Consider the following 23,373-nt stretch of genomic DNA (forward strand, 5'->3'; position numbering starts at 1 on the left):
AACGCCACGTCACAGGGAAACGCCACCGTCACAGGGAAACACCACGGTCACAGGCCCGCCGCGGCCTTCTCCCGCAGGCACGCCCAGGCCTCCTCCGGCACCTCCGGGCGCAGCAGCACATCCGCCGCCGTGCACGCCAGCGCCTCCGCCGCCGCCAGCATCACCCGGCGCCCGCGCGGCCCCGCCGCCGCCTCGGCGAACTCCGGTGTGTGGTCCGACGCGTCCGAGCCCATGATCGCGACGAACGGGTGGACCGCGGGCACCCGCGTGCTCACATTGCCGATGTCGGACGATCCCAGGTACACGCCGGGCTCGGGCTCCGACAAGGGGATGCCCGCCCGGTCCAGGTGGTGGGCGAACAGCCCCGACAGCACCTCGTTGTCGCGGAAGTGCTCGTAGCGGCCGCCCACACCGGTCACCTCCACCCGGGTACGCGTGGCCGTCGCCACGCCCTGCGCGCACGAGCGCACCTCCTCCACCAGGTCCTCCAGCGCGGCCGTCGTCGCCCCGCGCAGCCCGAAGAGCCCCTCCGCGTACTCGGGCACGATGTTCGTCGCCCGGCCGCCGTCCGTGATGATGCCCTGTACGTGGGACCCGGCCGGCAGCCGCCGGTCCAGCACGCCCAGGGTGTTGAACAGCTGGATCAGCGCGCCGAGCGCGTCGATGCCCTCCGTGGGGTTGCCCGTCGGATGCGCGGCCCGCCCGTGGAACGCCACCCGGATCTGGGCGCTGGCCGTCAGCGGCGCCCACGACCAGCTGTAGACGCCCGGGTGGAACATCAGCGCCGCGTCCACCCCGTCGAACAGCCCCGCCTCCACCTCCACGACCTTGCCGCCCCCGCGTTCCTCCGCCGGCGCACCCACCGCCAGCAGCGATCCCGGGACCTCGCCGAGCGCTCCCCGTACCGCGAGCGCCGCGCCCAGACCGGCCGCGGCGATCAGGTTGTGGCCGCACGCGTGCCCCAGCAGCGGCAGCGCGTCGTACTCCAGCAGCAGCGCCACGCACGGCCCGTCACCCGAGCCGGTGCGGCCGGTGAACGCGGTCGGCAGGCCCGCCACCCCGCGCTCCACCTCGAACCCCTCCCGTTCGAGTTCGCCGGTCAGCAGCCGCGCCGCCTCCCGCTCCTCGAACGCCGTCTCCGGTGAGCGGTGCAGCGCGAGGCCGACGTCCCACAGCCGCTCCGCTCGGACGGCGACCTCCTCCCTGATCCGGTCGTACACGGGCTCGGGGTTCTGCGACACGTACGCCTCCTTCGACAGGCGGGGACTGGCTCCCCGTACGGGTTCCACGCCCCCGACGGCCGATGCGTACGCGGAGGTACGGGGCTCAGGTCTCCACGCCCGGCCGCCGCTCGGTGCCGCCCTCGCCGCGCAGCCGGCGGCGCAGGGCCGCCAGCCGGGGGTAGCGCTCGCTGAGCTCCGCCGAGCGGCGGTCCAGCTCCTGCATGAGGCGCTCGCTGCGCCTGTCCAGGTCCAGCTCGTCGAGGATCCGGTCGATCTCGGCGAGCAGCGCGCCGTGCAACTGCCACTGCCGGGGGTGCTCCTGCACGTCCTCCAGCAGCATGTCGGCGACCCGGTCGCGGGTGACCCGGCTCGCGGCCAGGGCGGCGGTCAGCCGCTCCTCCGCGGCCTCCGCGTTGGCGGCCACCTGCGTGGTGATCAGGCGGGCGAAGCTCTCGATGGCGTCGGCCATGTGCTCGAACAGTTCCTTGAGCCCGGCCGACACGTCCTCGGGGAACAGCGACTCCTCCGTACGGAACTTCGCCAGGTCGGTCAGGCTCCGGGTCAGCACCCGGAGCACCACCGCGCAGATCTCCAGGGTGTCCAGCCCCGTCCGCAGCACCACCCGGGACAGCAGCCCCTCCCGTACGCGCGGATTCATCCGCAGGCTCTCCTCCGCCTGCCGCAGCGACGCGTCGACCTCCACGATGTCGTGGTCCAGCCGCCGCGCCTCGTGCAGCCGGGCCGCCGCGTGCGGGAACGGGATGTGGCCCTCGGAGATCTCCGCGCCCATGGTGCGGAACATCCGGCCCATCCCGCGCGCCAGCCCGTCGATGGACGCCCCGGCCGACTGCGTCCACACCGGCGGTGCGAACAGCAGGTTGAACAGCAGGCCCACCCCGGCGCCGATGAGCGTCTCCAGCACCCGGTGCCAGGCCGCCGACGTGGCCTGGGAGACACCGAGGACCAGCATCGCGCTGATCGCCACCTCGGGGACGAACTCGTCCACCCGCACGAAACGGCCGATGATCAGCGCGGTGAAGATCGTCAGGCCCAGGCTCCACCAGGTCAGTCCCACCAGGGCGGTGAAGCCGATGGCGATGAGGACACCGACGACGACCGAGTTGACGCGCCGGATACCCGTGGTGAGCGTCGCGTACAGGGTGACCTGCACGACCAGCAGCGCGGTCAGCGGGGCCGTCAGCGGGGCGGGTTGCGCGGGCAGAACCATCAGGGCGACGACGAAGGAGATGACGGCGGCGGCCGTGGAGCGCAGCGTCTGCGCCGCGACGGGTTCGGTGGTCCGCCGCACCAGTTTGATCACGGGTGCTGATACGTCCGGCATCCCCTTCACGTGCCCGATCATGAGCCACTCACCACACTTCAGCCCCAGGAACCCCTCCAACGCCGTTTTGCCTCACCCGTGACGTGGTACCGCCAAAGTCCCGATTCCCCTTGCCGAGGAGGCACGATGAACCCGCCCGTGAACCGGGGCACCCCCGTCGCCGTCGTCACCGGCTCCGACTCCGGCATCGGCCGCGCCACCGCCGTCCGGCTCGCCGCGCAGGGCATGGACGTCGGCATCACCTGGCACACCGACGAGGAGGGCGCGCACCGCACCGCCGAGGAGGTACGCGGCCACGGGCGCCGCGCCGCCGTCGCGCACCTGGACCTGACACGGCTGCCGGAGGCCGCCGGCGTCGTCGACGAGCTGGCCGGCGAACTCGGGCGCGTCGACGTCCTGGTCAACAACGCCGGCACCGGCACCGCCACGCCCTTCCTGGACATGACGTACGACACCGTGCGGGACGTGCTGGACGTCGACCTGATCGGCCCGTTCCTGTGCTCGCAGGCCGCCGCGCGCCGCATGATCGAGCAGGGCGACGGCGGGCGGATCGTCAATGTGACGTCCGTGCACGAGCACCAGCCGCGCGTCGGAGCGGCGCCCTACTGCGCGGCCAAGGGCGGACTCGGGCTGCTCACCCAGGTCATGGCGCTGGAACTGGCCGAGTACGGCATCACCGTGAACGCCGTCGCGCCGGGCGAGATCGCCACCCCGATGACGGGCCAGGAGGACGAGGACGTGACGAAGAAGTCCCGGCCCGGCGTGCCGCTGGGGCGTCCGGGCGACGCGCGTGAGGTCGCGGCGGTCATTGCCTTCCTGGCGGGCGAGGACGCCTCGTACGTCACGGGCGCCTCGTGGGTGGTGGACGGCGGCATGCTCCGGATGGGCCCGCAGGCCGGCTCGCACCTGGAGAGCGACGCCTGGCGACGGCCATGAGCGTGTGACAGGGCCCCCGCCCGGGATGGGCGGGGGCCCTGTCACACGTACGACGTCAGCGGGTCACCACATGCCGCTCGTCCGGCACGCAGTGCGTCATCGTCAGTCCTTCGACGTCCCGGGGCGGGTTCTCCCCGAGGTTGGCCAGCCGCTTGCGGTCCTCCTCGGTGAGGTCCTGGCTCGCCAGGGGTTCCAGGTGGGCCACGTCCTGCGGGCTGATGCCGAGGCCCTCGCCGACGCGCAGCCCCAGGTCGTTCTCGACCAGCAGGAAGTGCCAGACCATCCGCTCCTGCACGGGCCGGTCGCACTGCTTCAGCGCGTTGACGAAGTTGCGCACCAGGTCGTCCCGCTCCCACTGCTCCATCAGCAGATAGCGCTGGCCGGCCTGCATGTAGTCGTTGGTCCGCGGGATCCGCTTGCGGGTGAGCCTGCCCCGGATCTCCGGGCCCTGCTCGTCGTGCGTGGGGTACTGGCCCTCGCGCAGCCCGCCCCGGATCGACGGCTCGTAGTTGACGTCCGGGTTCTCGCCGTGGCCGTCCTGGCGGTACGTCATGAACCCGTCGCGCTGGTTGGTGCGCACGTCCGCGTTCTTGGCCTGGTTGACCGGCAGTTGCAGGTAGTTCGGGCCGACCCGGTAGCGCTGGGTGTCGCTGTACGAGAACGTCCGGCCGACCAGCATCTTGTCGTCCGAGAAGTCCAGGCCGTCCACCAGCACACCCGTACCGAAGGAGATCTGCTCGTTCTCGGCGAAGAAGTTCTCCGGCATCCGGTTGAGCACCATCCTGCCGACCGGCTTCGGCGGGAAGTCCTGCTCCGGCCACGTCTTGGTGTCGTCCAGCGGGTCGAAGTCCAGCTCCGGGTGGTCGTGGTCCTCCATCATCTGGACCAGCAGCTCCCACTCCGGGTGGTCGCCGCGCTCGACCGCCTCGTACAGGTCCTTGGTGGCGTGGCCGAGGCCCTCGGCCTGCACATTGGCCGCGTCCTCCTCGGTCATGCTCCGTACGCCCTGCTTGGGCATCCAGTGGTACTTGACCAGGACGGTGTTGCCCTCGGCGTTGACCCACTTGTACGTGTTGACGCCGAACCCCTGCATATGGCGGTAGTCGGCCGGGATGCCACGCGGGCTGAACAGGTTGACCAGCATGTGCATGGACTCCGGGGTCTGCGACATGAAGTCGAAGATCCGGCGCGGCTGCTGCTCGAAGGTGACCGGGTTCGGCTTCAGGGAGTGGATCACGTCGGGGAACTTGATGGCGTCCCGGATGAAGAAGACACCCAGGTTGTTCCCGACGAGGTCCCAGTTGCCGTCCTCGGTGTAGAACTTCACCGCGAAACCTCGTGGGTCGCGCGCCGCCTCGGAGGAGTCCCGGCCGCCGATCACCGTGGAGAAGCGGACGGCCAGGTCGGTGCGCTTGCCGCGCTCCTGGAAGATCTTGGCGCGGGTGTAGCGGCTGATCGGCTCGTCGCCCCAGGAGCCGTACGCCTCGAAGTAGCCGTAGGCCGTCACCCCGCGCGCGTGGACGACCCGCTCGGGGATGCGCTCCCGGTCGAAGTGGCTGATCTTCTCCAGGAACTGGTAGTTCTCCAGCGTCGCCGGGCCCCGGGCCCCGACCGTGCGCTGGTTCTGGTTGTCGTAGACAGGGTGGCCCTGCCGGTTGGTGAGTACCTTCCGGTCGTCGCCGGGTGCGGGACCCTGGCTCGAAACGTCCGTCACGATCCTCGGCTCCTCTGCTGCTGTTGTCGCTCTGCGTCCTGCCACTGCGTCCTGTATGTCGCAGTATGCCCCGTTACCCGCCCATCGGGCCCTTCTAACCGCCGATCCCCGCCTTGTGCGCCGCCGCGCCGGCTCCCGCCTTCACGCCACCGTCACCCACGGCCGCGCTCCCGGCGTGCACGGGCAGGTGGTAGACGGCGAACGCCCGGCCGATCACCGGCTGGGCGACATTGCGCACCCGTACCCCGTCACCGGTCATGCCGTGCTCGGTGCCATGGTGGGCGTGACCGTGTACGGCGAGGTCGGCGCCGCCCTCGTCGACCGCCTCGGCCAGCAGGTAGCTGCCCAGGAACGGATAGATCTCCAGCGGCTCGCCCGCGAGCGTGTCCGGCACGGGCGCGTAGTGCGTCAGCGCGATCCGTACGGCGCAGTCCGCCTCGTGCAGCATCGTCAGGGACTTCCGCAGCCCGTCCGCGCAGCGCCGGGTGTAGCGGATGAAGTCCTTCATCTCCGGCTCGCCGAACTCACCGCCGCTGCGCCCGGCGAACCCGCCGCCGAACCCCTTCGTCCCGGCGACGCCCACGCGCACCCCACCGACGTTCAGCACCGTGCCCTCGCCCTCCAGGACGGTCACCCCGGCCCGGTCGAGCGCCGCCGCCACCTCCGCCTCCTGGTCGCTCTGGTAGTCGTGGTTGCCCAGGACGGCGACCACGGGCACACCCAGGCCGGCCACCTCGCCGGCCACGACCTCGCCCTCCTCGGCCGTGCCGTGCCGCGTCAGGTCACCGGCGAGCAGCAGCAGGTCCGCCTGCTCGTGGATCTTGTCGAAGGCCGGCCGCAGGGCACCCTCGCTGCCCGGGCCCAGGTGGATGTCACCGACCGCTGCTACTCGGATCACGACAGCTCCTCGGGGTGGTCGGGGGCGTCCCCGCAGACGACGACCAGGTCCTCGCGCAGCGGCAGCCCGGCCAGCTCCTCCTGGGCGATGCGCAGGATCTCGGACCGGCACTCCGCGCTGGCGACCGTGCCGTAGAGCATCACGCTCGTACCGCGCTGCTCGATCCTGATGCCGAGTTCGGCGATGTCCTCGCTCGCCAGCCGGTCCCGCAGATGGGCGATGCGGTACTCGGCGGTGTCGGCGGCGCTCATGACGTTGCCTCCCGTGGTTCGGGTGGTTCGATGACGTTCAGGCGCTCCAGCAGGTACAGGAACGCCTCGGGCATCGGAGAGCCTTCGTTCTCCCGGCGCAGCAGGTCCCAGTCGATCTTCTCCCGCAGGGTGCGGGCGATCGGGAGGACGGCACCGAAGTCGCAGTGGTGCTCCGAGAAGGCGGCCAGCAGACTGCCCACCAGGTCGGTCGGCGCCAGCACCGGCATCCGTACCGAGTCCACCGGCAGGATGTGGGCCCGGTCCAGCAGCTCACGCGTCACCGGGTGCCGCGCCAGCTCGAAGATCAGGTCGATCTCCTCACCGTGGCTGCGGGCCTTGATCAGCCAGTCCTCCGGCGGCACCCGCACCTGGATGCCGGCGGCCTCCAGATCCTGCGTGATCGCCTCCGCGTCCTCGCGGAGGATGGCGAAGTCGGTGTCGTGCTGGAGGCTCTGCGGGACGCCGTGCGCGTACGCCGCCACACTGCCGGCCAGGGCGAACGGATGGCCGGTGCTCTTGAGCAGTCCCGCCACCTGCTTGGTGGCCTCCAGGATGGACTGCGTACGGTCCGGAGGATGGCTGCCACTGAGGCCCCCGGGGCCGCCCGGGCCTCCGGTGACACCGGGGCCAGTGGGCCCGCCCGGGCTGCCGCCCGCCGCCCCGCCGCCCATGGGCGCGCCGAGGAGCGCGCCGTCCGGCTCGCCCTCCACGGCTCTGCCACCGGCCAGTCGCAGCCCGGTCGGCCCGGACGGCTCGGCCGGTCCGCCCGGCTGGGTGGCCCCGGGGCCGCCCGGGCCTCCGGTGACACCGGGGCCAGTGGGCCCGCCCGGGCTGCCGCCCGCCGCCCCGCCGCCCATGGGCGCGCCGAGGAGCGCGCCGTCCGGCTCGCCCTCCACGGCTCTGCCCCCGGCCAGTCGCAGCCCGGTCGGCCCGGACGGCTCGGCCGGCCCGCCCGGCTGGGTGGCGTCTTGCGAGTGGTTCCTCACGGGTGTTCCGCCCTCCTCGTCGGCCTGCGGGAGGCGGTTCGGGTACCCGGGCCTCTCTCTTTTATGGCTCGGTTCTCCGCCGTGGCCCCGGAACTCGGTTCACTCGCCGGGGTCCCGGTGGTCGCGGCGGGACGCCCTGGTCAGGACGGCGCCGGTGGTGACGAGCAGGACGGCGCCGGCGCCCAGGAGCCAGAGCTTCGGGCGGGCGCCCGTGTCCGCCATCTCGGCGCCCTCGGCCCGCTCGGCGCGCGGCTCGCCGCGCGGGGCGGGGGAGGGCTCGGCGGGGGAGGGCTCGGAGGGGGGCCGGGCGTCCGTGACGGCTTCCGAGGCGGCGGGCTCCGGTTCCGGGCCGGGGACAGCGGGCTCCGGTTCCGGTTCGGGCTCCGCGTCCGGCTCGCGCTTCGGCCCAGGCTCCGGCTTCGGTTCCGGTCCGGGCGCGCCCGGTGGTGACAGGGCCGGTGAGGGGGAGTGCGCGGGCGCCGCCGCCGGGTCGTCGTCGCACGACGGTTCCGCCGCGAAAGGGGCGTTGCGGATGCCGCCCGCGAGGGGGCCCGCCTTCAGCGCGCGGACCACGACGTCGCCCTCGATGTCGGCCGGGCTGCCGTCCGTCAGTTCCGCGCGCGGTGCGTAGACGGATCCGGTGAGGGTGTCGCCCGCCGTGAGGGCGATGTCGGTGGCGTCGGCGAACGTCCACAGGATGTACGGGGCCCCCTCGCCCCCGACGCCCGCCATCGTCGGCGTACGCCAGGACAGCTCGCCGCCCTCGGCCGTCGTGTCGACCACGATCACGAGCGGGCGCGCGGCCGTCGGCCGGTTCTCGAACGCCAGCACCCGGATGCCGGCGAGCCGCGCGCCGGTCAGTCGCAGCACGTTCGTACGGTCGTCGGCCAGCCGGACGCGCACGGTGGCGCCGCCCGCGTCGCGCGGCGTCACCGTGGCCCGGCACCGGGCCAGTGCGTCGGCGCGCTGCCGGTGGCCGGCGAAGAGGGTGCCGAAGTCGATGAGGCCCCGCGCCGGCCCCACCGACGGGGGCGGCTGCGCGGTGGTCAGCTCGACGCGCGGCGTCGTGCCGTACCCGGCCCCGGCCGCGACCAGCCGGGTCCTGACCGGCGTGCCGTTCATGCCGGTGGTCCGCGCGCCGCCGCCGAGGTCGCCCACCTTGACGTAGCGGTCGCCGGCCACCCGCAGCACCGCGTCCACCGCGCTGCCGGGGAAGTCGACCGCGCCGTCGACCAGGAGAGCGGTGGGCCGCGCGTCCCCGGGAGCCACGAAGCCGCCCGCGCCGCGCGGCGCGACGGTGTACCGCGACCCGAGGGCGAGGTCGCCGCCCACGGCGACGGCGCTCCCGGACTCCGTACCGCCCAGCCGCGCGTCCCGGCGCGTGACGACACCGAAGCCGTGGTTCCCGGCCATCGGGTTGCCGATCACGGTGGAGGTCTCGTGTGCCCCAGCCGCCGGTGTTCCGGGGCTCACCGCGCACAGCCCGCACACCACCGCCGGAATCACGGCCGCCAGTCCAGTCGTTCGCATAGCGGAGAAAATAGGATCATCGGACCCATGGTGGCGGGGACGCGCCCACCCGGCCGGGCGACGTTTCACCCGGTCGGCGGTGGGGGAGCGGTTGCTGCGACGGCAAGGGCGCCGCAGCCGGGGGGTGGGGATCGTGCGTGACAAGAAGCTGTTCCGGCGGGCCTGGAGGGCCGAGCCACCCGTCTCCGACAGCGAACGCGAGCTCTTCGGCGGAGCCCTGCGCTACGACTTCGGCTGGGTCAAGCACGAGTACGCCGTGCTCGACCTCAAGCCCCTGGCCGCCGTCCGCGCCCTGCCCCGCCTCATCGGCAGCACCCTCCGGCTCTCCTGGGAGTCCGACCGGCGCGCCCTGCTCACCGTCGGCCTCACCGAGATCGGCCAGGGCATCGCCCAGGCCGTGGGACTGCTCCTGACGAACCAGGTCCTCCAGGCCCTCTTCGCCGCCGGCACCACCACCGAACGCCTCCGCGCCGCCCTGCCCGCGCTGATCGCCGCCGGCGTCCTCGCCGTGGTCAACGCGGTCCTCGCCTCCCTCTCCACGGCAGGCACCGGCCGCCTGGAGCCCAAAGTGGAACGGCTCGCCACCGAGAAGTACCTCCACCGCGCCGCCGGAGTGGAGCTCGAAGCCATCGAGGACGGGGCGTTCCGCAAGCTCCTGGACTCGGCCCAGTTCGGCGCCCTGGCCGCCCGGAACATGATCGGCGCCTGTGTGGGCGCCCTCAACGGCGTGTTCACCATCGTCGCCGCCGCCGGTGTCCTCACCGTGCTCCACCCGGCGCTCCTGCCACTGCTCGTCCTGATCGCCCTGCCGCGCGGCTGGGGCGCCATGCATGTGGCACAGCGCCGCTACGCCTCCCGGATGAACTGGATCGAGCACGAGCGAGCGGCCCGCCTCGTCAACAACCTCATCACCAGCCGTGAGTCGGCCCAGGAGATCCGCGTCCACCAGGTCGGCCGCTACCTCCTCGACAAGTTCCACGACATGGCCGAGACCTCCGAGGCCGAGCAGACCCGCCTCGCCGACGGACGCGCCGTCACCGAGCTGCTCGCCGCCGCGTTCTCCGGCGTGGCCGCCCTCCTCACGTACGCCGCCCTCGGCGCCCTGCTGGTCACCGGCCGCATGGACATCGCCATGGCCGGCACAGCCGCCCTCGCGGTACGCACCGGCTCGGCCAGCCTCAGCGCGCTGATCACCCACATCAACACCCTGCACGAGGAGTCCCTGTACGTCCGCGACCTCGACCGTTTCACTGCCGCCGCCGAATCGCGGGCCATCCCGTCCGGCGGCACCCCCGTCCCGGACTTCCCCGAGAAGATCACCCTGGAGAACGTCACCTTCCGCTACCCCGATCGCGACGAACCCGCCCTGCGCGGCGTGTCCCTGACCATCACCGCCGGCTCCGTCGTCGCCCTCGTCGGCGCCAACGGATCGGGCAAGTCGACCCTCGTCAAGATCCTCGCCGGCCTCCACAGGCCGGGCGAGGGGTGCGTCCTGTGGGGCGACACCGACCTCGCCGACGCCGACCGGCTCGACGTCTTCCGCCATGTCGCCGTCCTCGACCAGGACTTCCAGCGCTGGCCCTTCACCCTCCACACCAACATCCGCATCGGGCAGCCCCACGCCGCCCCGCACGCCGGCCGGGTCGAGCGCGCCGCCGCCTACTCCGGCGCCGACAGGCTCGGCGCCACCCTGCCACGCGGCTACGACACCCTGCTCGCCCGCCAGTTCCGGCACGGCTCCGAGCTCTCCGGCGGCCAGTGGCAGACCGTCGGCCAGGCCCGCCTCCGCTACCGGGAGGCGGGCCTCGTCATCGCCGACGAGCCGACCTCCGCCCTGGACCCCGAGGCGGAGATCGAGTCGTTCCAACGCATCCGCGCCCTCACCGGCGAGGGCAGGACCGTCGTGCTCGTCAGCCACCGCATGGCCGGCATCCAGTCCGCCGACGTCATCCACGTCCTCCACGAGGGCAGGCTCGTCGAGTCGGGCTCGCACCGGGAGCTGATGGACCGGCCGGGCTCCCGCTACCGGCGCATGTACCTCCTCCAGGCCGACCAGTACGGGACCGGCTCCTGAGTCACCCCAGCTCCAGGGTGCTGACGCCGAAGACCCGCTCCTGGGCGAACGGCCTCACCGGCCCCGTATACATGCGTGCCGTACGGAACGACGGCACCAGGCCCCGCGCCTGGGCCATCCGCACCGCCTCCGCGTTCGACTCCGGTACGTCCACGGCGACCCGCTCCGCCCCGAAACCGTCCACGAGCGCGTCCAGCAGCACCTCCGCGTCACCCGGCGAGTCGGCGAACAGCGGACCGACCCGGGCCTCCTCCAGCGCCGGCCGGATCACCCCGTACCCCGCCAGGCGGCCGTCCACGACCCGCGCCAGCGCCCGGTGGCCGGGCGCGCCCAGCCACCGCTCCAGGAACCGGGGCCGCTCCGCCGGGTAGCAGCCGCTGTCGTACGCGGCGATCGCGGCGAGCCCCACCTCGGCGGCCGGCACCACACCCGCCCCCGGCGTACGCGGCGACACCGCCCCCACATAGCGCGCCGTGCGGTGCGCCAGGGCGAACCCCGAGCGGCGGTAGTTGGCCTGCTGTGCGGGCACCCCGTCGAGGCCGACGGTGCGGTCCCCGGCATGGGCGAGCGCCGCCTTCCAGGTGGCCAGCCCGTGCCCGAGGCCGCGCCGGTCGGGGCGTACCAGATAGAAGCCGAGGAAGGCGTACGCGTCGCTGTAGTTGACGACCGAGATGGCCGACACCGGGTCCCGCTCGCCGTCGAGCCTGCCGAGGAAGAACCCGCCGGGATCCTGCGCGAAGAAGCTCGGCCCGTCCGAAAGGCCGGGGTTCCAGCCCTCCGCCGCGGCCCATTCCCCGACCACCGACCAGTCCTCCGGCGTCGCCCGCGACACCCGCAGCGTTGACAAGGGATCTCCTCCCGGCCGTCGTACGGTTCCCCTCGTACGCTACCCACATGTGCTGGAGCGCGACGGCCGACCTCGCGGCCGGCACCGTCATCACCGCCGTCGGCGCCCTGTGCGTGGCCCGCGCCCGAGGCGTACGCGAACTGCCGCTCGCCGCCCTGCCCTTGCTGCTCGGCGCCCACCAGATCGTCGAGTCGGCCGTCTGGGACGCCGGCGGCGGCAGCGGCCCCGCCACCCTGGCCTGGGCCGTCATCGCGCTGCCGCTGCTGCCCCTCTGGCTGCCGCTCGGCGTCCTGCTCGTCACGCCCGCCGCGAGCCGCGCCCGCCTCACCGTCCCGGCCGCCGCCGGGCTCGTGACGGCCGCCGCTCTCGCGTACTGCCTCGCCACCCGGCCGGTGACGGCCCACATCCGGGGCCGCACCATCGGCTACGTCCTCGACCTCCCGTACGCCCCGCTCCTCGTCGCCGGCTACCTCCTGGCCACCGTCGGCGCCCTGCTCCTCGCGGCCGACCGGGGCCTGAGAATCCTCGGCGCGGTCGTCGCGGCCGGGGCGGCGCTGTGCGTCGCGCTGTGGCGCACCGAGTTCGTCTCCACCTGGTGCGCCTTCGCCGCGGTGGCGTCCCTGCTCCTGCTCGCCAGGACCCGGCGTACAGGCTGAGGGCTCAGTGACGTCCCTCCCTCAGGGCGAAGGTCTGGGGACCGAGTTGCCGGGGGCGCGGCCTCATGCTGCACTTGGACTCATCGGCGCGGGCGACCTCGGTGTCCCCCGGCCCATCGCATGGCATGCTTTTCGAGCGCTGCGCTCTGCCTCGGAGTGCCGGGGCACGAGCGTTCCCGGCGATACCCAGTTTCCCCGGAGACGCACATGCGAAGCGAATCGACGTGTACCTGGGGGGTATTGCGCAAGAGGTCGGCTGTGCTGGTTGCCGGGCTGTTGATCGGCGCACTCAGCGATCTCAGCAGCATGAACTCTGCTGCGGCGGCCGGCCCTTACGGCCCGGATACATGTGTCAAGGGATATGTGTGGCGCGAGGCGACAGCCGCCGATCATACCTGCGTCGCTCCGAGCGTCCGTGAGTATCACCGTCGGCAGACCAATGCTGCGGTTTCGTGGGCCGTGCCTATGCCTCTCGTCGAGGCGGAGGGCTGGTTCCGCGGCTAGAGGGTGACCAGCGGGTGGCCGGGGCCTGTTGCGCGACACCGCCGTTGCGGAACGGAGCGCACCTAGCGGGTGTCCTCCGGTCCCGGAGGTTCGGCGGCGGCCGGGTCGAGGATGCGGGTCAGGAAGTGGCGGGTACGTTCGTGCCGTGGGTCGCCCACGACCTGGGCGGCCGGGCCCTCCTCGACGATCCGGCCGTCGTCCATGAACACCACCCGGTCGGCGACCTCCCGGGCGAAGCTCATCTCGTGCGTGACGACCATCATCGTCATGCCCTCCGCCGCCAGCATCCGCATCACGGCCAGCACATCGCCGACCAGCTCGGGGTCGAGCGCCGACGTCGGCTCGTCGAACAGCATCACCTCCGGGCCCATCGCCAGCGCCCGCGCGATCGCCACCCGCTGCTGCTGCCCGCCCGACAACTGCGCCGGATAGGCGTCCGCCTTGTCCGCCAGCCCGACGCGCGCCAGGTTCTCCCGGGCGACCTTCGCCGCCTGCTCCTTGCCGCGCCCCAGCACCCGCCGCTGCGGCAGCGTGAGGTTCTCGGTCACGGTCACGTGCGGGAAGAGGTTGAACTGCTGGAACACCATGCCGATCCGGCGGCGTACGGCGTCGATGTCGACGTCCAGGTCCGTGACCTCCGTACCGCCCACGAAGACCTGCCCCCTGGTCGGCTCCTCCAGCAGGTTCACGCAGCGCAGCAGTGTCGACTTGCCGGAGCCGGACGGCCCGATGACGCACACCACCTCGCCGGTGGCGACGTCCAGGTCGATGCCGCGCAGCACCTCGTTGTCGCCGAAGGACTTGTACAGCCCCCGGATCTCGATCTCGTTCCGTGTCGGCATCGGTATCCCTCACTTGGCCCTGGCGGCACGGGCCTCGAGGCGGCGCACCACGAAGCTCAGCGGAATCGTCACCAGCAGGTAGCACAGGCCGGCGACGAGGATGGGTGTGGAGTTGGCGGTCTGGCTGGCCAGGTCCCGGCCGAACTTCGTCAGCTCCCGTTCCTGAAGTGTCACCCCGAGGAACAGCACCAGCGAGGAGTCCTTGAACAGCAGCACCAGTTCATTGGTGAGCGGCGGGATGATGATCCGGTACGCCTGCGGGAGGATCACCGACACCATCGCGCGGGCGTGCGAGAAGCCCAGCGAACGCGCCGCCTCCATCTGGCCCTTGGGCACCGCCTGGATGCCCGCCCGGATCGTTTCCGCCATGTACGCCGCGGCCACCAGCCCGAGGCCGAGGGCGACCTTGCCGTACGTCCCGCCGGGGATCTCCGTACCCGGGAACGCGAGCGGTACGGCGACGCCCACGAAGATGAAGATCAGCAGGGCGGGCAGGCCGCGGAAGATCTCGATGTAGACGCTCGCGGCCCACCGGTAGGGCGCCACCGACGACAGCCGCATCAGGGCGATGACCAGGCCCAGGACGAGGCCGAAGGCGAACCCGGAGAGGGTGTACACCACCGTGTTGCGCAGCGCGGTGGTGATGATGTCCGGGAAGAGCCGCCCCGCCAGGTCCGCCTGCGCGAACTGGTTCTGCAGCCGGTCCCAGTCGGCCAGGACGGCGATCAGGACGACGACGGCGACGAAGACCGCGTACTGAACGCCCCGCGAGATCCGCCGCCGCTGCCGCCTCGTCAGCCGTGAGGTCACGACAGGCCCTTGGGCAGCGGGCCGATCCACTGTTCGTAGAGCTTGTTGTACGTGCCGTCCGCCTTGGCGTCCTTGATCGCCTTGTCGATCGCGGCGCGGAGCTTGTCGTTGCCCTTCTTCACCGAGAAGCCGTACTGCTCACCGGTCTCGATGTTCTGCCCTAGCGCGAAGGCGTCGGCGTTCGCCTTGTCCTTCAACCAGCCCTGCACGACCGGGTAGTCGATGACGACGGCGTCGACCTGGCCGGTGCGCAGCCCGTTGAGCACGGCGTCGGAGCTCTCGAACGCCACCGGGTCGAAGCCCTGGGACGTGGCGTAGCTCTCCCCGGTGGTCTCGGCCTGGGCGCCCAGCTTCAGCTTCTTCGCCTTGACGTCCGCGAGGCTGGTGGCGCCGCTCTTCTTGGTCGCCAGCAGGGCCTGGGTGGCGTCGAAGTAGGGGACGGAGAAGTCGACGTTCTTCTTGCGCTCCTCGGTGATGGTCATCCCGGCGGCGGCCAGGTCGCACTCGCCGGAGTTGAGGAACGCGCCGGTCTTGAAGTTCTCGAACGGTGTGTCGAGGATCTTCTGTTCGACCTTCAGGTTCTTGGCGACCAGGTCGATCAGCGCCACGTCGAAGCCGACGATCTCGCCGTCCTGCTCGAACTGGAAGGGCGGGTACGGCAGATGGGTGCAGGTCGTCAGCTTGCCCTTCTCCACCACGGGCACCCCGCCCGCCGCCTCACCGGGACCCTCGTCGCCGTTCCCGCACCCGGTGGCGACGAGCAGCAGCCCGGTCGCCGCGGCACAGGCGATGAAGACGGTACGGGGGGTGCGGTGGGCGCGTCGCTTGGCGCCGGCAGTCCTCGTCACGGTTGACCTCCATGGGCGCGTGGGCGGCCTCGGATGACGCCGGGGGGTGACGCCGGGGTGACGCAGCCGCCGGGCGTGATCGTATGACACGGAGCGCGCCCCGTCGCGGAGATCGCCGCCCCGGATCCCGGCCCGGGTCCGGGCCCCATGTCCCAGGCCCCCGGACACGGCCCGGTCCATGTCCCGGTCGGCGTCCCGGGCCGGTGCGCGAGGGGGCCGGGTGCACGTCCCGGTGGGAAGCGGGGCAGGTCAGGGGCCGCGTGGGGGCCGGGGCCTCAGGTGGACGGGACAGCGGGCGCCCGACGGTGAAGGGGCGACATTCCGAGACGCACCAGTGAACGAGTGAACGAGCTCTCTCATGTACCCCACCACCGCACCGACCACCACTCCACCGACCACCACTCCGCCGACCGCCATCTCCATGGACCGCGCCATCCTCGCCGGCAACCTCCACTTCCCCGTCCTCGTCCGGGGCGGCGACGCCACCTGGCCGGAGCTGACGCGGATCGCCACCGACCTGGCGGCGGACGCGTTCTGGCTGGTCACCGACGCCGGACTGCCCCGCGGCCACACCGCCCGGGTGCTGTCCGCGCTCGGCCCGGCCGCCCCGACGCGCGTCCTTCGGGCCCCCGCCCCGGACACGGCCTGGGACGAGACCCCCACGCCGGACACGGTGGTCGTCGCCCTCGGCGGCAGCACCGTCATCGAGGCCGCCGCCCGGCTGGCCGCCGGCACCCCGGACCGGCCGCGCCTGCTCCTCGTGCCCACCACGCCGCGGGCCATGACCGACACGGCACTGAGCCTGGAGCACCCGGCCGCCCACGGCCTGGCGCCCACCCTGGTCTGGGCCCAGCTCGACCTGCTGCGCACCCTGCCGCCGGACGAACTGCGCACCGGGCTCGCGGCCCTCGTCAGGAACGTCCTGGCGGTCAGCCCGTCCTTCTACGACACGGCCGCCGCCCTGCTGCGGCCCGACGTGACCGGCTTCGACGCCCCCCTCATGGCACGCGTCGTCGCCCTGAACGCCGACATCCGCGCCACGCTCATGTACTACGACCCGAGCGAACAAGGCCCGGCCATGGCGTTCAGTTACGGCCGCACCGTCGCGGACGCCCTGCTGTCCATGGGCGCCGGGCTGTCCGAGGGCGACGCAGCCGCGCTCGGGATGCTCGTCGCCGCACGGGTCGCCGTCCTGCTCGGGCTGCTCGACCCGGCCGCCGAGCGCGCCCACCACGAGCTGATGGCCCGCTGGGGAGCACCGCGCAAGCTGCCCGCCCCGCTCACGGTGGACACCGTCGCGGCGGTCCTCCGGCGTGGCGCGGCCACCGGCCCGGTACCGGCCCCGTACGCCGGACCCGCCCGGATGGTGCTGCTCGACGGGCTGGGCGCCCCGCACGTCGTACGCGGCCGGATGCTCACCGAAGTCGACGACGACGTACTGCGCCCGGCACTCGACGTGATCGCCCCCCACACCCCCGTATCCGAGACCGACCTGATCACCATCGACTGAGGAGAACCATGTTCGCCCACCACACCGACCCGCACGGACTGTTCACCCACGGCGGCCCGGTCCGCAGCTGGACCGTCAGCACCGCCAAACCGGTCAGCTACCGCGTCGGCTTCGCGCCCGGCGTCTTCAACCCGTCCAACAGCGCCCTCGCCAAGGCCGGAGCCGTCGACGGCGGCCCGGCCCCGGCCCGGCGGCTCCTCGTCGTCGAGGAACGCGTCGACATGCTGTACGGCGACCTGATCCGCGCCTACTGCGACGCGCGCGGCCACGACGAGTACGCGATCCACGTGCTGCCCGCCCACGAGCGGCTCAAGACCATGGACTCCGTCTTCTCCGTGGTCGCCGCGATGGACCGGTTCGGCCTGGACCGCCGCCGGGAGCCGGTCGTCGCGGTCGGCGGCGGCGTGCTGCTCGACATCGTCGGCCTGGCGTGCAGCCTGTACCGGCGCAGCACCCCCTACGTCCGCGTACCCACCACCCTCATCGGGCTGGTCGACGCCGGCGTCGGCGCCAAGACCGGCGTCAACTTCGGCACCGGCAAGAACCGGCTCGGCACCTACCACCCCGCCACCGAGACCCTGCTCGACCCCGGCTTCCTCGCCACCCTGGACGAGCGGCACGTCAGCAACGGCATGGCGGAAATCCTGAAGATCGCCCTGATCAAGGACGCCGACCTCTTCGCACTGCTGGAGACCCATGGCGCCCGGCTCGTCGCCGACCACTTCCAGCCGGCCGGGGCGACGGGCGACGAGGTCCTGGGCAGAGCCGTGCACGGCATGCTCGAAGAACTCCACGACAACCTGTGGGAACACAAGCTGGAACGCGTCGTGGACTACGGGCACTCCTTCAGCCCCACGCTGGAGATGCGGGCCCTGCCCGCCCTGCTGCACGGCGAGGCCGTCGCCCTCGACATGGCGCTCACCACCGTCATCGCCTGCCGGCGGGGCCTGATGAGCACGGATCAGCGCGACCGCGTCCTGAACGTGATGCGCACCCTCAGGCTGCCCGTCACGCACCCCCTGTGCGAACCGGGCGTCCTCAAGGAGGCGCTCGCCGACACCGTCCGCCACCGCGACGGCAAGCAGCGCCTGCCGCTGCCGGTCGGCATCGGCGGCTCCGTGTTCGTCAACGACCTCACCACCGGCGAACTGGCCCGCGCGGCCGGTGACCTGGCCGCCCTGGGGGAGGTGACCTCCCATGCGTGAGGCAGTCGTCGTCGCCGATGTGCACGCCCCCGCCGACGTCCACGGCGTACACGCCGCCGAAGGTCACTCCCGCTGGACGTGCCTCGCCCGCCGCACCGGGCTCCACGGCGGCTGGGAGGCCGTCGAATGGGCCTGGCTGCCGCCGGGCGGGGTGAGCGGGGAGCACCTGCACTCCCGCACCGAGGAGCTGTACTTCCTGCTCTCCGGGCGCGGCGAGATCACCCTCGACGGACGCCCGCTCCCCGTCAGGGCGGGCGACACCGTCCTGACGGGCCTCGGCACCCGCCACGCGCTGCGCAACACCGGGCGCCGGCCCCTGGCCTGGCTCGTCGTCGAACTCACCACCACGGACACCACGAAGGAGCAGCAGATGGACCGTCACCGCAGTGCCGTCATCCGTGACCTGCGCCGCCACGGCCCGCTGGACGCCTCCACCGTCCTCACCGGCCCCCTGCGCACGGTCCGCCTCACCCGACTGCCGGCCGGCGGCAGCACCGCGCTCGACGCCCACGGCGAGGAGCACACCGTGTTCATCACCGGAGGGTCGGGCACCGCCCGCGCCACGGGCCGGCACGTGTCCGTGACGCGGGGCACCGCCCTCACCCTGCCGCTCGGCACATCCGTGTGGCTGAGCGCGGGCTCGGAGGGGCTGGAGTACTTCCACGCCGCGCTCGCCGTACCGGAGGGACCCCAGTGATCATCCACTCCGGCGACCGGGCCTCCGTCCTCCTCGGCCCCGGCGGCGAACGGACCACCATCCGCTGCCTCGCCCGGCGCGGCATGCTCCACAGCGAGTGCGAGGCCTTCGACGAGGTACGCCTCGACCCCGGCACCCGCCTGGACCTGTCCGGCCGGGACGGCACCGAAGCCGCCTGGTACGTCCTGTCGGGCTCGGTCACGCCCGATGTCACGCCCGATGTCACGGCGGACGCCCCGCCCGGCGCCCCGCCCGGCGCCCCGCCCGGCGCCCCGCCCGAGGACGCGCCCGGCGCCCCGCCCGACGGCCCCGTCCGTGACGCCCCCGCGCCGCTCACCGCGCGCGCCCTCGTCCTCGGCCGGCACGGGGACCGCGTCCGGCTCACCGCCGGCCCGGACGGCGCCGCCCTGCTGTGCCTCACCCTCACCCCGCCCGCCGTCACCCGCACCCTGCCGCCCCGTACCCCCAGCATCCCCGAGGAGCACCCGTCATGACCGCACACCCGCAGCTGGTGCCCGGCGTCACCGCCGTCCACCACGTCGCCTACACGGTGCCCGACCTCGACGAGGCGGTCGGCTTCTTCACCGGCGTCCTCGGCGCCGAACTCGCCTACCGGACCGGCCCGATAGCCGACCCGGACGGGCAGTGGATGGCCCGCCAGCTGGGCGTCCACCCGCACGCCGTCGCCCACATCGCCATGCTGCGCCTCGGCCCGGTCACCAACGTCGAGCTGTTCGCGTACGAGGCGCCCGGCCAGCGCCGGGCGTACCCCCGCAACAGCGACTGGGGCGGCCACCACCTCGCCCTGTGGACCGACGACTTCGACGCCTCGCTGCGCCGGCTCACCGCGCACGACGGGGTCCGCCCGCTCGGCGAGCCGCAGACGGTCGGCGACGGGCCGATCGCCGGGACCCGCTTCCTCTACCTCCGCACCCCCATCGGCCTGCACATCGAACTCGTCCAGGCGCCCGCCCGGCTGCCATACCACCACGAGACACCGGTCCGTCTGTTCGACCCCGCGGGAGGCACCTCATGAACGGGACCATCTGGGGGCGGGGCGCTCCGCCCGTCGTCATCCAGGAGCAGGACACCTACGACGCCGACGTCGCCGTCATCGGATCGGGCGCCGGGGGCTCCACCCTCGCCTGGGCCCTGGCCTCCACCGGCGCCCGCGTCCTGGTCGTCGAACGCGGCGGCTTCCTCCCCCACGAGGAGGCCAACTGGTCGCCCGACGCGGTCTTCGGCGAGGGCCGCTACCACAATGCGGGCACCTGGCACACCGCCGACGGCCGCCCCTTCACCCCCGCCAACCACTACTACGTGGGCGGCACCACCAAGGTGTACGGCGCCGCCCTGCCCCGGCTCCGCGTCAGCGACTTCGACGCCACCGAGCAGCTCGAAGGGACCTCGCCCGGCTGGCCGTTCTCGTACGCCGACCTGGAGCCGTACTACGCCGAGGCCGAACGCCTCTACCGCGTCCACGGCCAGGACGGCGCCGACCCGACGGCGCCGCCGCGCTCGGAGCCGTATCCCCATCCGCCCGTCCCGCACGAGCCGGTCATCGGCGAGCTGGCGGCCAAGCTGACGGACCAGGGGCTGCACCCCTTCCCGGTCGAGCTGGGCATCGACCTGGCCGCACGCGGCGCCTGCCTCCGCTGCGGTACGTGTGACGCCTTCCCGTGCCGCGTCGACGCCAAGAGCGACGCGGAGACCCGTGCGCTGCGGCCCGCGCTGCGCACCGGGACGGTCCGGCTGCTGACCCGTACCAGGGCCGAGCGGCTGCTGACCGACCCGGCCGGGCGCCGGGTCACCGCCGTCGACGCCGAACGGGGCGGTAGGACCGTACGCATCTGGGCGGGCACCGTGGTGGTGTCCTGCGGGGCCATCAACTCCGCTGCCCTGCTGCTGCGTTCGGGCGGGGCGGCGCACCCGGACGGGCTGGCCAATGGCAGCGGGCTCGTCGGCCGCAACCTGATGGTGCACAACAACAGCGTGCTCATGGCCGTCGACCCCCGGCGCCGCAACCCCGTGACGTTCCAGAAGACCCTTGCCGTCAACGACTTCTACCACCCCCTCGGCAACCTCCAGCTGATGGGGAAGGTCCACGAGGCCGCGCTGGCCGCCTCCCACCCGCACGTGCCGCGCCGGATCCTCGGCGCCGTGGCCGCGCGCAGCGTGGACTGGTGGGTGATGTCCGAGGACCTGCCCGACCCGGACAACCGGGTCCTGCCCGGCCCGGACGGCGGTGTCATCCTGCGCCGGCGGCCCACCAACACCCGCGCTCACCGCGGCCTGGTGCGCGGCGCGGCCCGCATGATGCGGCGCGCCGGCTACCCGCTGGTGCTGCGCCGCCGGATGGGCGTGGAGGCCACCGGCCATCAGTGCGGCACGACGGTCGCCGGACTCGACGAGACCCGCTCCGTCCTCGACCCGCACTGCCGCAGCCACCAGGTCCGCAACCTGTTCGTCGTCGACGGCGGCTTCTTCCCCTCCTCCGCCGCCGTCAACCCGACGCTGACCATCGCCGCCCAGGCACTGCGTACCGCCCGCGAAGGCGGCGTGCTGCCCTGACACGTAAGGAGAGCCCCATGCCTTCCGCCACCGCCGCAGTGGTCCGTGCCCCCGGCCACGCCTTCACCCTCGAAGAGATACGGGTCGACGCGCCCCGCCCGGACGAGGTCCTCGTGCGCGTACGCGCCGTCGGCATCTGCCACACCGACCTCAGCGTCCGCGCCGGGCACACCCCCTTCCCCCTGCCCGCCGTCCTCGGCCACGAGGGCACCGGCACGGTCGAGGCCGTCGGCGCCGCCGTCACCTCCGTCGCGCCCGGCGACACCGTCGTGATGAGCTTCGCCTCGTGCGGGGCCTGCCCGGAGTGCCTGACGGGCCACCCGGTCAGATGCGCCCACTGGCCGGCGCTGAACCTGTTCGGCGGCAGCCGCCTGGACGGCAGCCCCACCCTGCGCGGAACGGGCCGGCACGCGGACGCCCCGCTGCACGGACACTTCTTCGGCCAGTCCTCGTTCGCGACGCTCGCCCTCGCCTCCGTACGCGATGTGGTGCCCGTGCCCGGAGACCTGCCGCCCCAGGTCGTCGCCCCGTTCGGCTGCGGCGTCCAGACCGGGGCGGGCGCCGTGCTCAACGTGCTGCGCCCCGAGCCGGGCCACACCCTCGCCGTGTACGGCACCGGATCGGTGGGCCTGGCCGCCGTCATGGCCGCCCGGCTCACCGCCGCCACCCGGGTCGTCGCGGTCGACCCCGACGCGGGGCGGCGGGCCCTGGCTCTCCGGCTGGGCGCCACCGACGCGGTCGACCCGGGCGACGCCGACCCCCTGGAGGTGGTGCGGGACCTGACGGGCGGGCGCGGCGCGGACCGGGCACTGGAGACGAGCGGTCTGCCGCGCGTGCTGCGCCAGGCGGTGGACGGTCTCGCCGTCGGGGGCGTGTGCGGGGTGGTCGGCGCCCCGCCCGCCGGGACGGACGTGTGTCTGGACGTACCGCGGATGCTCGACCGGGGGCCGCGGATCGTCGGCGTGAACCAGGGCGGTGTCGTGCCGCGCGTGTCCATCCCGGCCCTGCTGGACCTGTACCGGGCCGGGCGCCTGCCCGTCGACGCGATCGTGGAGACGTTCCCCTTCGCCGCGATCGAGGAAGCCGCGGCGGCCGCGACGAGCGGCAAGGTCGTCAAACCGGTGCTGACCATGCCCTAATGCCTCAAAAATATGCCTCCGTCACAAAGATCACTTACCGTCTGCAGTGTGAGTGAAGAAGGTGAAACTCCGGACGCGGCGGAGCGGCCCGTGCTCCGCACGCTCATCGTCGAAGACCACCCGCTGTTCCGGAACGGCCTGAAGTCCGCGCTGGAGAACCTCGGCGAGGTACTGGTGGTCGGCGAGGCCGAGACCGTCGCCGAAGTGCCCGACGCGGTGGGACGGTGCCGACCGGACGTCGTCGTGATGGACCTGTCCCTTCCGGACGGCTCCGGCATCGAGGCGATCCGCCGGCTCGCCGAGCTCCATCCCGGGTTGCCGGTCCTCACCCTCACCATGTCCGACGACGACGGCGACCTGCTCGCCGCGCTCCAGGCGGGCGCGCGCGGCTACGTCGTCAAGGGCGCGAGCGCGGACGAGGTGCTGCACGCCGTGCGTACCGTCGCGGCAGGCGGCGCCGTGTTCGGCGCCGGAGTCGCCGCCCGCCTGACGGGGCTGGTCTCCGGCAGCCGGCGGCGCGACGCCGAGCAGCTCTTCCCGGCGCTGACGGCGCGTGAGGTGGAGGTCCTGGAGCTGATCGCCCGCGGTTTCGACAACCGCCGGATCGCCCGCGAGCTGGTGCTGTCGGAGAAGACCGTGCGCAACCACATCACGCACATCTTCGAAAAGCTGCATGTGGCCACCCGCGCCGAGGCCGTCGCCCGCGCCCGGGACGCCGGCCTCGGCGAGGACGCCTGACTCCACCGCCCCTGCCCGGGGACCGCTGCCCGGAACCAGGACACCGGCCCGG

General features: G+C 73.1%; 22 protein-coding genes. 11 read left to right on the forward strand and 11 right to left on the reverse strand.

Translation table 11 applies throughout. The features are described from left to right. Positions 1 to 47 precede the first annotated feature (47 nt). Positions 48 to 1,241, reverse strand: coding sequence for an amidohydrolase (locus AMK26_RS19445; RefSeq protein ID WP_073755947.1), 1,194 nt, complete (start codon positions 1,239 to 1,241; stop codon positions 48 to 50). Positions 1,242 to 1,326: 85 nt separating this feature from the next. Continuing rightward, positions 1,327 to 2,565 carry an FUSC family protein gene (locus tag AMK26_RS19450; RefSeq protein WP_073756291.1) on the reverse strand — a complete coding sequence of 413 codons (1,239 nt, stop codon included), beginning with the start codon at positions 2,563 to 2,565 and terminating at the stop codon, positions 1,327 to 1,329. 126 nt (positions 2,566 to 2,691) lie between these two features. On the opposite strand from AMK26_RS19450, the gene AMK26_RS19455 reads away from it, so the two are divergent. Further along, positions 2,692 to 3,501, forward strand: coding sequence for an SDR family oxidoreductase (locus tag AMK26_RS19455; protein WP_073755948.1), 810 nt, complete (start codon positions 2,692 to 2,694; stop codon positions 3,499 to 3,501). Between the two features lie 55 nt (positions 3,502 to 3,556). Here the strand turns inward: AMK26_RS19455 and AMK26_RS19460 are convergent, their stop codons facing one another. The 5 genes from AMK26_RS19460 to AMK26_RS19480 form a co-directional block, all read right to left on the reverse strand. Continuing rightward, on the reverse strand, positions 3,557 to 5,215 hold the full coding sequence (locus AMK26_RS19460; protein ID WP_073755949.1) for a catalase: 1,659 nt from the start codon (positions 5,213 to 5,215) through the stop codon (positions 3,557 to 3,559). Between the two features lie 94 nt (positions 5,216 to 5,309). Beyond that, entirely contained in the window at positions 5,310 to 6,113 is an 804-nt protein-coding gene (locus tag AMK26_RS19465) for a metallophosphoesterase family protein (protein ID WP_073755950.1), read from the reverse strand. Then, positions 6,110 to 6,364, reverse strand: a complete 255-nt coding sequence (locus AMK26_RS19470; protein WP_073755951.1) for a hypothetical protein — start codon at positions 6,362 to 6,364, stop codon at positions 6,110 to 6,112. Before AMK26_RS19470 ends, AMK26_RS19465 begins: the two co-directional genes overlap by 4 nt. Then, a complete protein-coding gene (locus tag AMK26_RS19475) occupies positions 6,361 to 7,035 on the reverse strand; it encodes a nucleotidyltransferase family protein (protein WP_107421007.1) in 675 nt (224 codons plus the stop codon). The genes AMK26_RS19470 and AMK26_RS19475 overlap by 4 nt, the downstream gene beginning before the upstream one ends. Before the next feature lie 414 nt (positions 7,036 to 7,449). Continuing rightward, positions 7,450 to 8,880, reverse strand: coding sequence for a collagen-binding domain-containing protein (locus tag AMK26_RS19480; RefSeq protein ID WP_079277685.1), 1,431 nt, complete (start codon positions 8,878 to 8,880; stop codon positions 7,450 to 7,452). Between the two features lie 133 nt (positions 8,881 to 9,013). Between AMK26_RS19480 and AMK26_RS19485 the strand changes: the two genes are divergently transcribed. After that, positions 9,014 to 10,954, forward strand: a complete 1,941-nt coding sequence (locus AMK26_RS19485; protein WP_073756293.1) for an ABC transporter ATP-binding protein — start codon at positions 9,014 to 9,016, stop codon at positions 10,952 to 10,954. 1 nt (position 10,955) lies between these two features. On the opposite strand, the gene AMK26_RS19490 is transcribed toward AMK26_RS19485, so the two are convergent. Continuing rightward, positions 10,956 to 11,801, reverse strand: coding sequence for a GNAT family N-acetyltransferase (locus AMK26_RS19490; protein ID WP_073755953.1), 846 nt, complete (start codon positions 11,799 to 11,801; stop codon positions 10,956 to 10,958). Between the two features lie 47 nt (positions 11,802 to 11,848). Between AMK26_RS19490 and AMK26_RS19495 the strand changes: the two genes are divergently transcribed. Next, positions 11,849 to 12,457 (forward strand): DUF6629 family protein, encoded by a 609-nt coding sequence (locus AMK26_RS19495; protein WP_073755954.1) that lies wholly within the window; start codon positions 11,849 to 11,851, stop codon positions 12,455 to 12,457. Between the two features lie 566 nt (positions 12,458 to 13,023). On the opposite strand, the gene AMK26_RS19505 is transcribed toward AMK26_RS19495, so the two are convergent. From AMK26_RS19505 to AMK26_RS19515, 3 genes are read right to left on the reverse strand one after another with little or no spacing between them, the layout of a single operon-like run. Continuing rightward, positions 13,024 to 13,803 (reverse strand): amino acid ABC transporter ATP-binding protein, encoded by a 780-nt coding sequence (locus tag AMK26_RS19505; protein ID WP_073755956.1) that lies wholly within the window; start codon positions 13,801 to 13,803, stop codon positions 13,024 to 13,026. Positions 13,804 to 13,812: 9 nt separating this feature from the next. Next, positions 13,813 to 14,613: an amino acid ABC transporter permease gene (locus tag AMK26_RS19510; RefSeq protein WP_073755957.1), complete on the reverse strand. Its 801-nt coding sequence runs from the start codon at positions 14,611 to 14,613 to the stop codon at positions 13,813 to 13,815. Continuing rightward, positions 14,610 to 15,404: an ABC transporter substrate-binding protein gene (locus AMK26_RS19515; RefSeq protein ID WP_073756294.1), complete on the reverse strand. Its 795-nt coding sequence runs from the start codon at positions 15,402 to 15,404 to the stop codon at positions 14,610 to 14,612. Before AMK26_RS19515 ends, AMK26_RS19510 begins: the two co-directional genes overlap by 4 nt. Positions 15,405 to 15,819: 415 nt before the next feature. Between AMK26_RS19515 and AMK26_RS19520 the strand changes: the two genes are divergently transcribed. Genes AMK26_RS19520 through AMK26_RS19555 form a run of 8 tightly spaced genes read left to right on the forward strand, consistent with a single transcriptional unit; the run spans position 15,820 to position 23,321 of the window. Further along, positions 15,820 to 16,971, forward strand: coding sequence for a 3-dehydroquinate synthase family protein (locus AMK26_RS19520; protein ID WP_073755958.1), 1,152 nt, complete (start codon positions 15,820 to 15,822; stop codon positions 16,969 to 16,971). Positions 16,972 to 16,979: 8 nt separating this feature from the next. After that, positions 16,980 to 18,176, forward strand: a complete 1,197-nt coding sequence (locus tag AMK26_RS19525; RefSeq protein WP_073755959.1) for a sedoheptulose 7-phosphate cyclase — start codon at positions 16,980 to 16,982, stop codon at positions 18,174 to 18,176. Beyond that, positions 18,169 to 18,873 (forward strand): cupin domain-containing protein, encoded by a 705-nt coding sequence (locus tag AMK26_RS19530; RefSeq protein WP_073755960.1) that lies wholly within the window; start codon positions 18,169 to 18,171, stop codon positions 18,871 to 18,873. Before AMK26_RS19525 ends, AMK26_RS19530 begins: the two co-directional genes overlap by 8 nt. Continuing rightward, the gene (locus tag AMK26_RS37350) at positions 18,870 to 19,367 is read left to right on the forward strand and encodes a hypothetical protein (RefSeq protein WP_073755961.1); all 498 of its coding nucleotides are present in this window, start codon (positions 18,870 to 18,872) and stop codon (positions 19,365 to 19,367) included. Before AMK26_RS19530 ends, AMK26_RS37350 begins: the two co-directional genes overlap by 4 nt. Then, positions 19,364 to 19,909: a VOC family protein gene (locus AMK26_RS19540; RefSeq protein ID WP_073755962.1), complete on the forward strand. Its 546-nt coding sequence runs from the start codon at positions 19,364 to 19,366 to the stop codon at positions 19,907 to 19,909. Before AMK26_RS37350 ends, AMK26_RS19540 begins: the two co-directional genes overlap by 4 nt. After that, complete coding sequence (locus AMK26_RS19545; RefSeq protein ID WP_073755963.1) at positions 19,906 to 21,444, forward strand: GMC family oxidoreductase N-terminal domain-containing protein; 1,539 nt, start codon at positions 19,906 to 19,908, stop codon at positions 21,442 to 21,444. The genes AMK26_RS19540 and AMK26_RS19545 overlap by 4 nt, the downstream gene beginning before the upstream one ends. Before the next feature lie 17 nt (positions 21,445 to 21,461). Next, positions 21,462 to 22,583 (forward strand): NAD(P)-dependent alcohol dehydrogenase, encoded by a 1,122-nt coding sequence (locus tag AMK26_RS19550; RefSeq protein WP_073755964.1) that lies wholly within the window; start codon positions 21,462 to 21,464, stop codon positions 22,581 to 22,583. Positions 22,584 to 22,631: 48 nt separating this feature from the next. Further along, positions 22,632 to 23,321 (forward strand): response regulator transcription factor, encoded by a 690-nt coding sequence (locus AMK26_RS19555; protein ID WP_241837970.1) that lies wholly within the window; start codon positions 22,632 to 22,634, stop codon positions 23,319 to 23,321. Positions 23,322 to 23,373: the final 52 nt, after the last annotated feature.

This window comes from Streptomyces sp. CB03234 (genome assembly GCF_001905885.1).
Lineage (GTDB): Bacteria > Actinomycetota > Actinomycetes > Streptomycetales > Streptomycetaceae > Streptomyces.

What these genes read in the sequence shown, in the direction of transcription:
- AMK26_RS19450 (WP_073756291.1), bottom strand. Translation starts at nt 2,565, where the DNA reads ATGCCGGACGTATCAGCACCCGTGATCAAACTGGTGCGGCGGACCACC.
- AMK26_RS19455 (WP_073755948.1), top strand. Translation starts at nt 2,692, where the DNA reads ATGAACCCGCCCGTGAACCGGGGCACCCCCGTCGCCGTCGTCACCGGC.
- AMK26_RS19470 (WP_073755951.1), bottom strand. Translation starts at nt 6,364, where the DNA reads ATGAGCGCCGCCGACACCGCCGAGTACCGCATCGCCCATCTGCGGGAC.
- AMK26_RS19475 (WP_107421007.1), bottom strand. Translation starts at nt 7,035, where the DNA reads ATGGGCGGCGGGGCGGCGGGCGGCAGCCCGGGCGGGCCCACTGGCCCC.
- AMK26_RS19480 (WP_079277685.1), bottom strand. Translation starts at nt 8,880, where the DNA reads ATGCGAACGACTGGACTGGCGGCCGTGATTCCGGCGGTGGTGTGCGGG.
- AMK26_RS19495 (WP_073755954.1), top strand. Translation starts at nt 11,849, where the DNA reads ATGTGCTGGAGCGCGACGGCCGACCTCGCGGCCGGCACCGTCATCACC.
- AMK26_RS19505 (WP_073755956.1), bottom strand. Translation starts at nt 13,803, where the DNA reads ATGCCGACACGGAACGAGATCGAGATCCGGGGGCTGTACAAGTCCTTC.
- AMK26_RS19520 (WP_073755958.1), top strand. Translation starts at nt 15,820, where the DNA reads ATGTACCCCACCACCGCACCGACCACCACTCCACCGACCACCACTCCG.
- AMK26_RS19525 (WP_073755959.1), top strand. Translation starts at nt 16,980, where the DNA reads ATGTTCGCCCACCACACCGACCCGCACGGACTGTTCACCCACGGCGGC.
- AMK26_RS19530 (WP_073755960.1), top strand. Translation starts at nt 18,169, where the DNA reads ATGCGTGAGGCAGTCGTCGTCGCCGATGTGCACGCCCCCGCCGACGTC.
- AMK26_RS19540 (WP_073755962.1), top strand. Translation starts at nt 19,364, where the DNA reads ATGACCGCACACCCGCAGCTGGTGCCCGGCGTCACCGCCGTCCACCAC.
- AMK26_RS19545 (WP_073755963.1), top strand. Translation starts at nt 19,906, where the DNA reads ATGAACGGGACCATCTGGGGGCGGGGCGCTCCGCCCGTCGTCATCCAG.
- AMK26_RS19550 (WP_073755964.1), top strand. Translation starts at nt 21,462, where the DNA reads ATGCCTTCCGCCACCGCCGCAGTGGTCCGTGCCCCCGGCCACGCCTTC.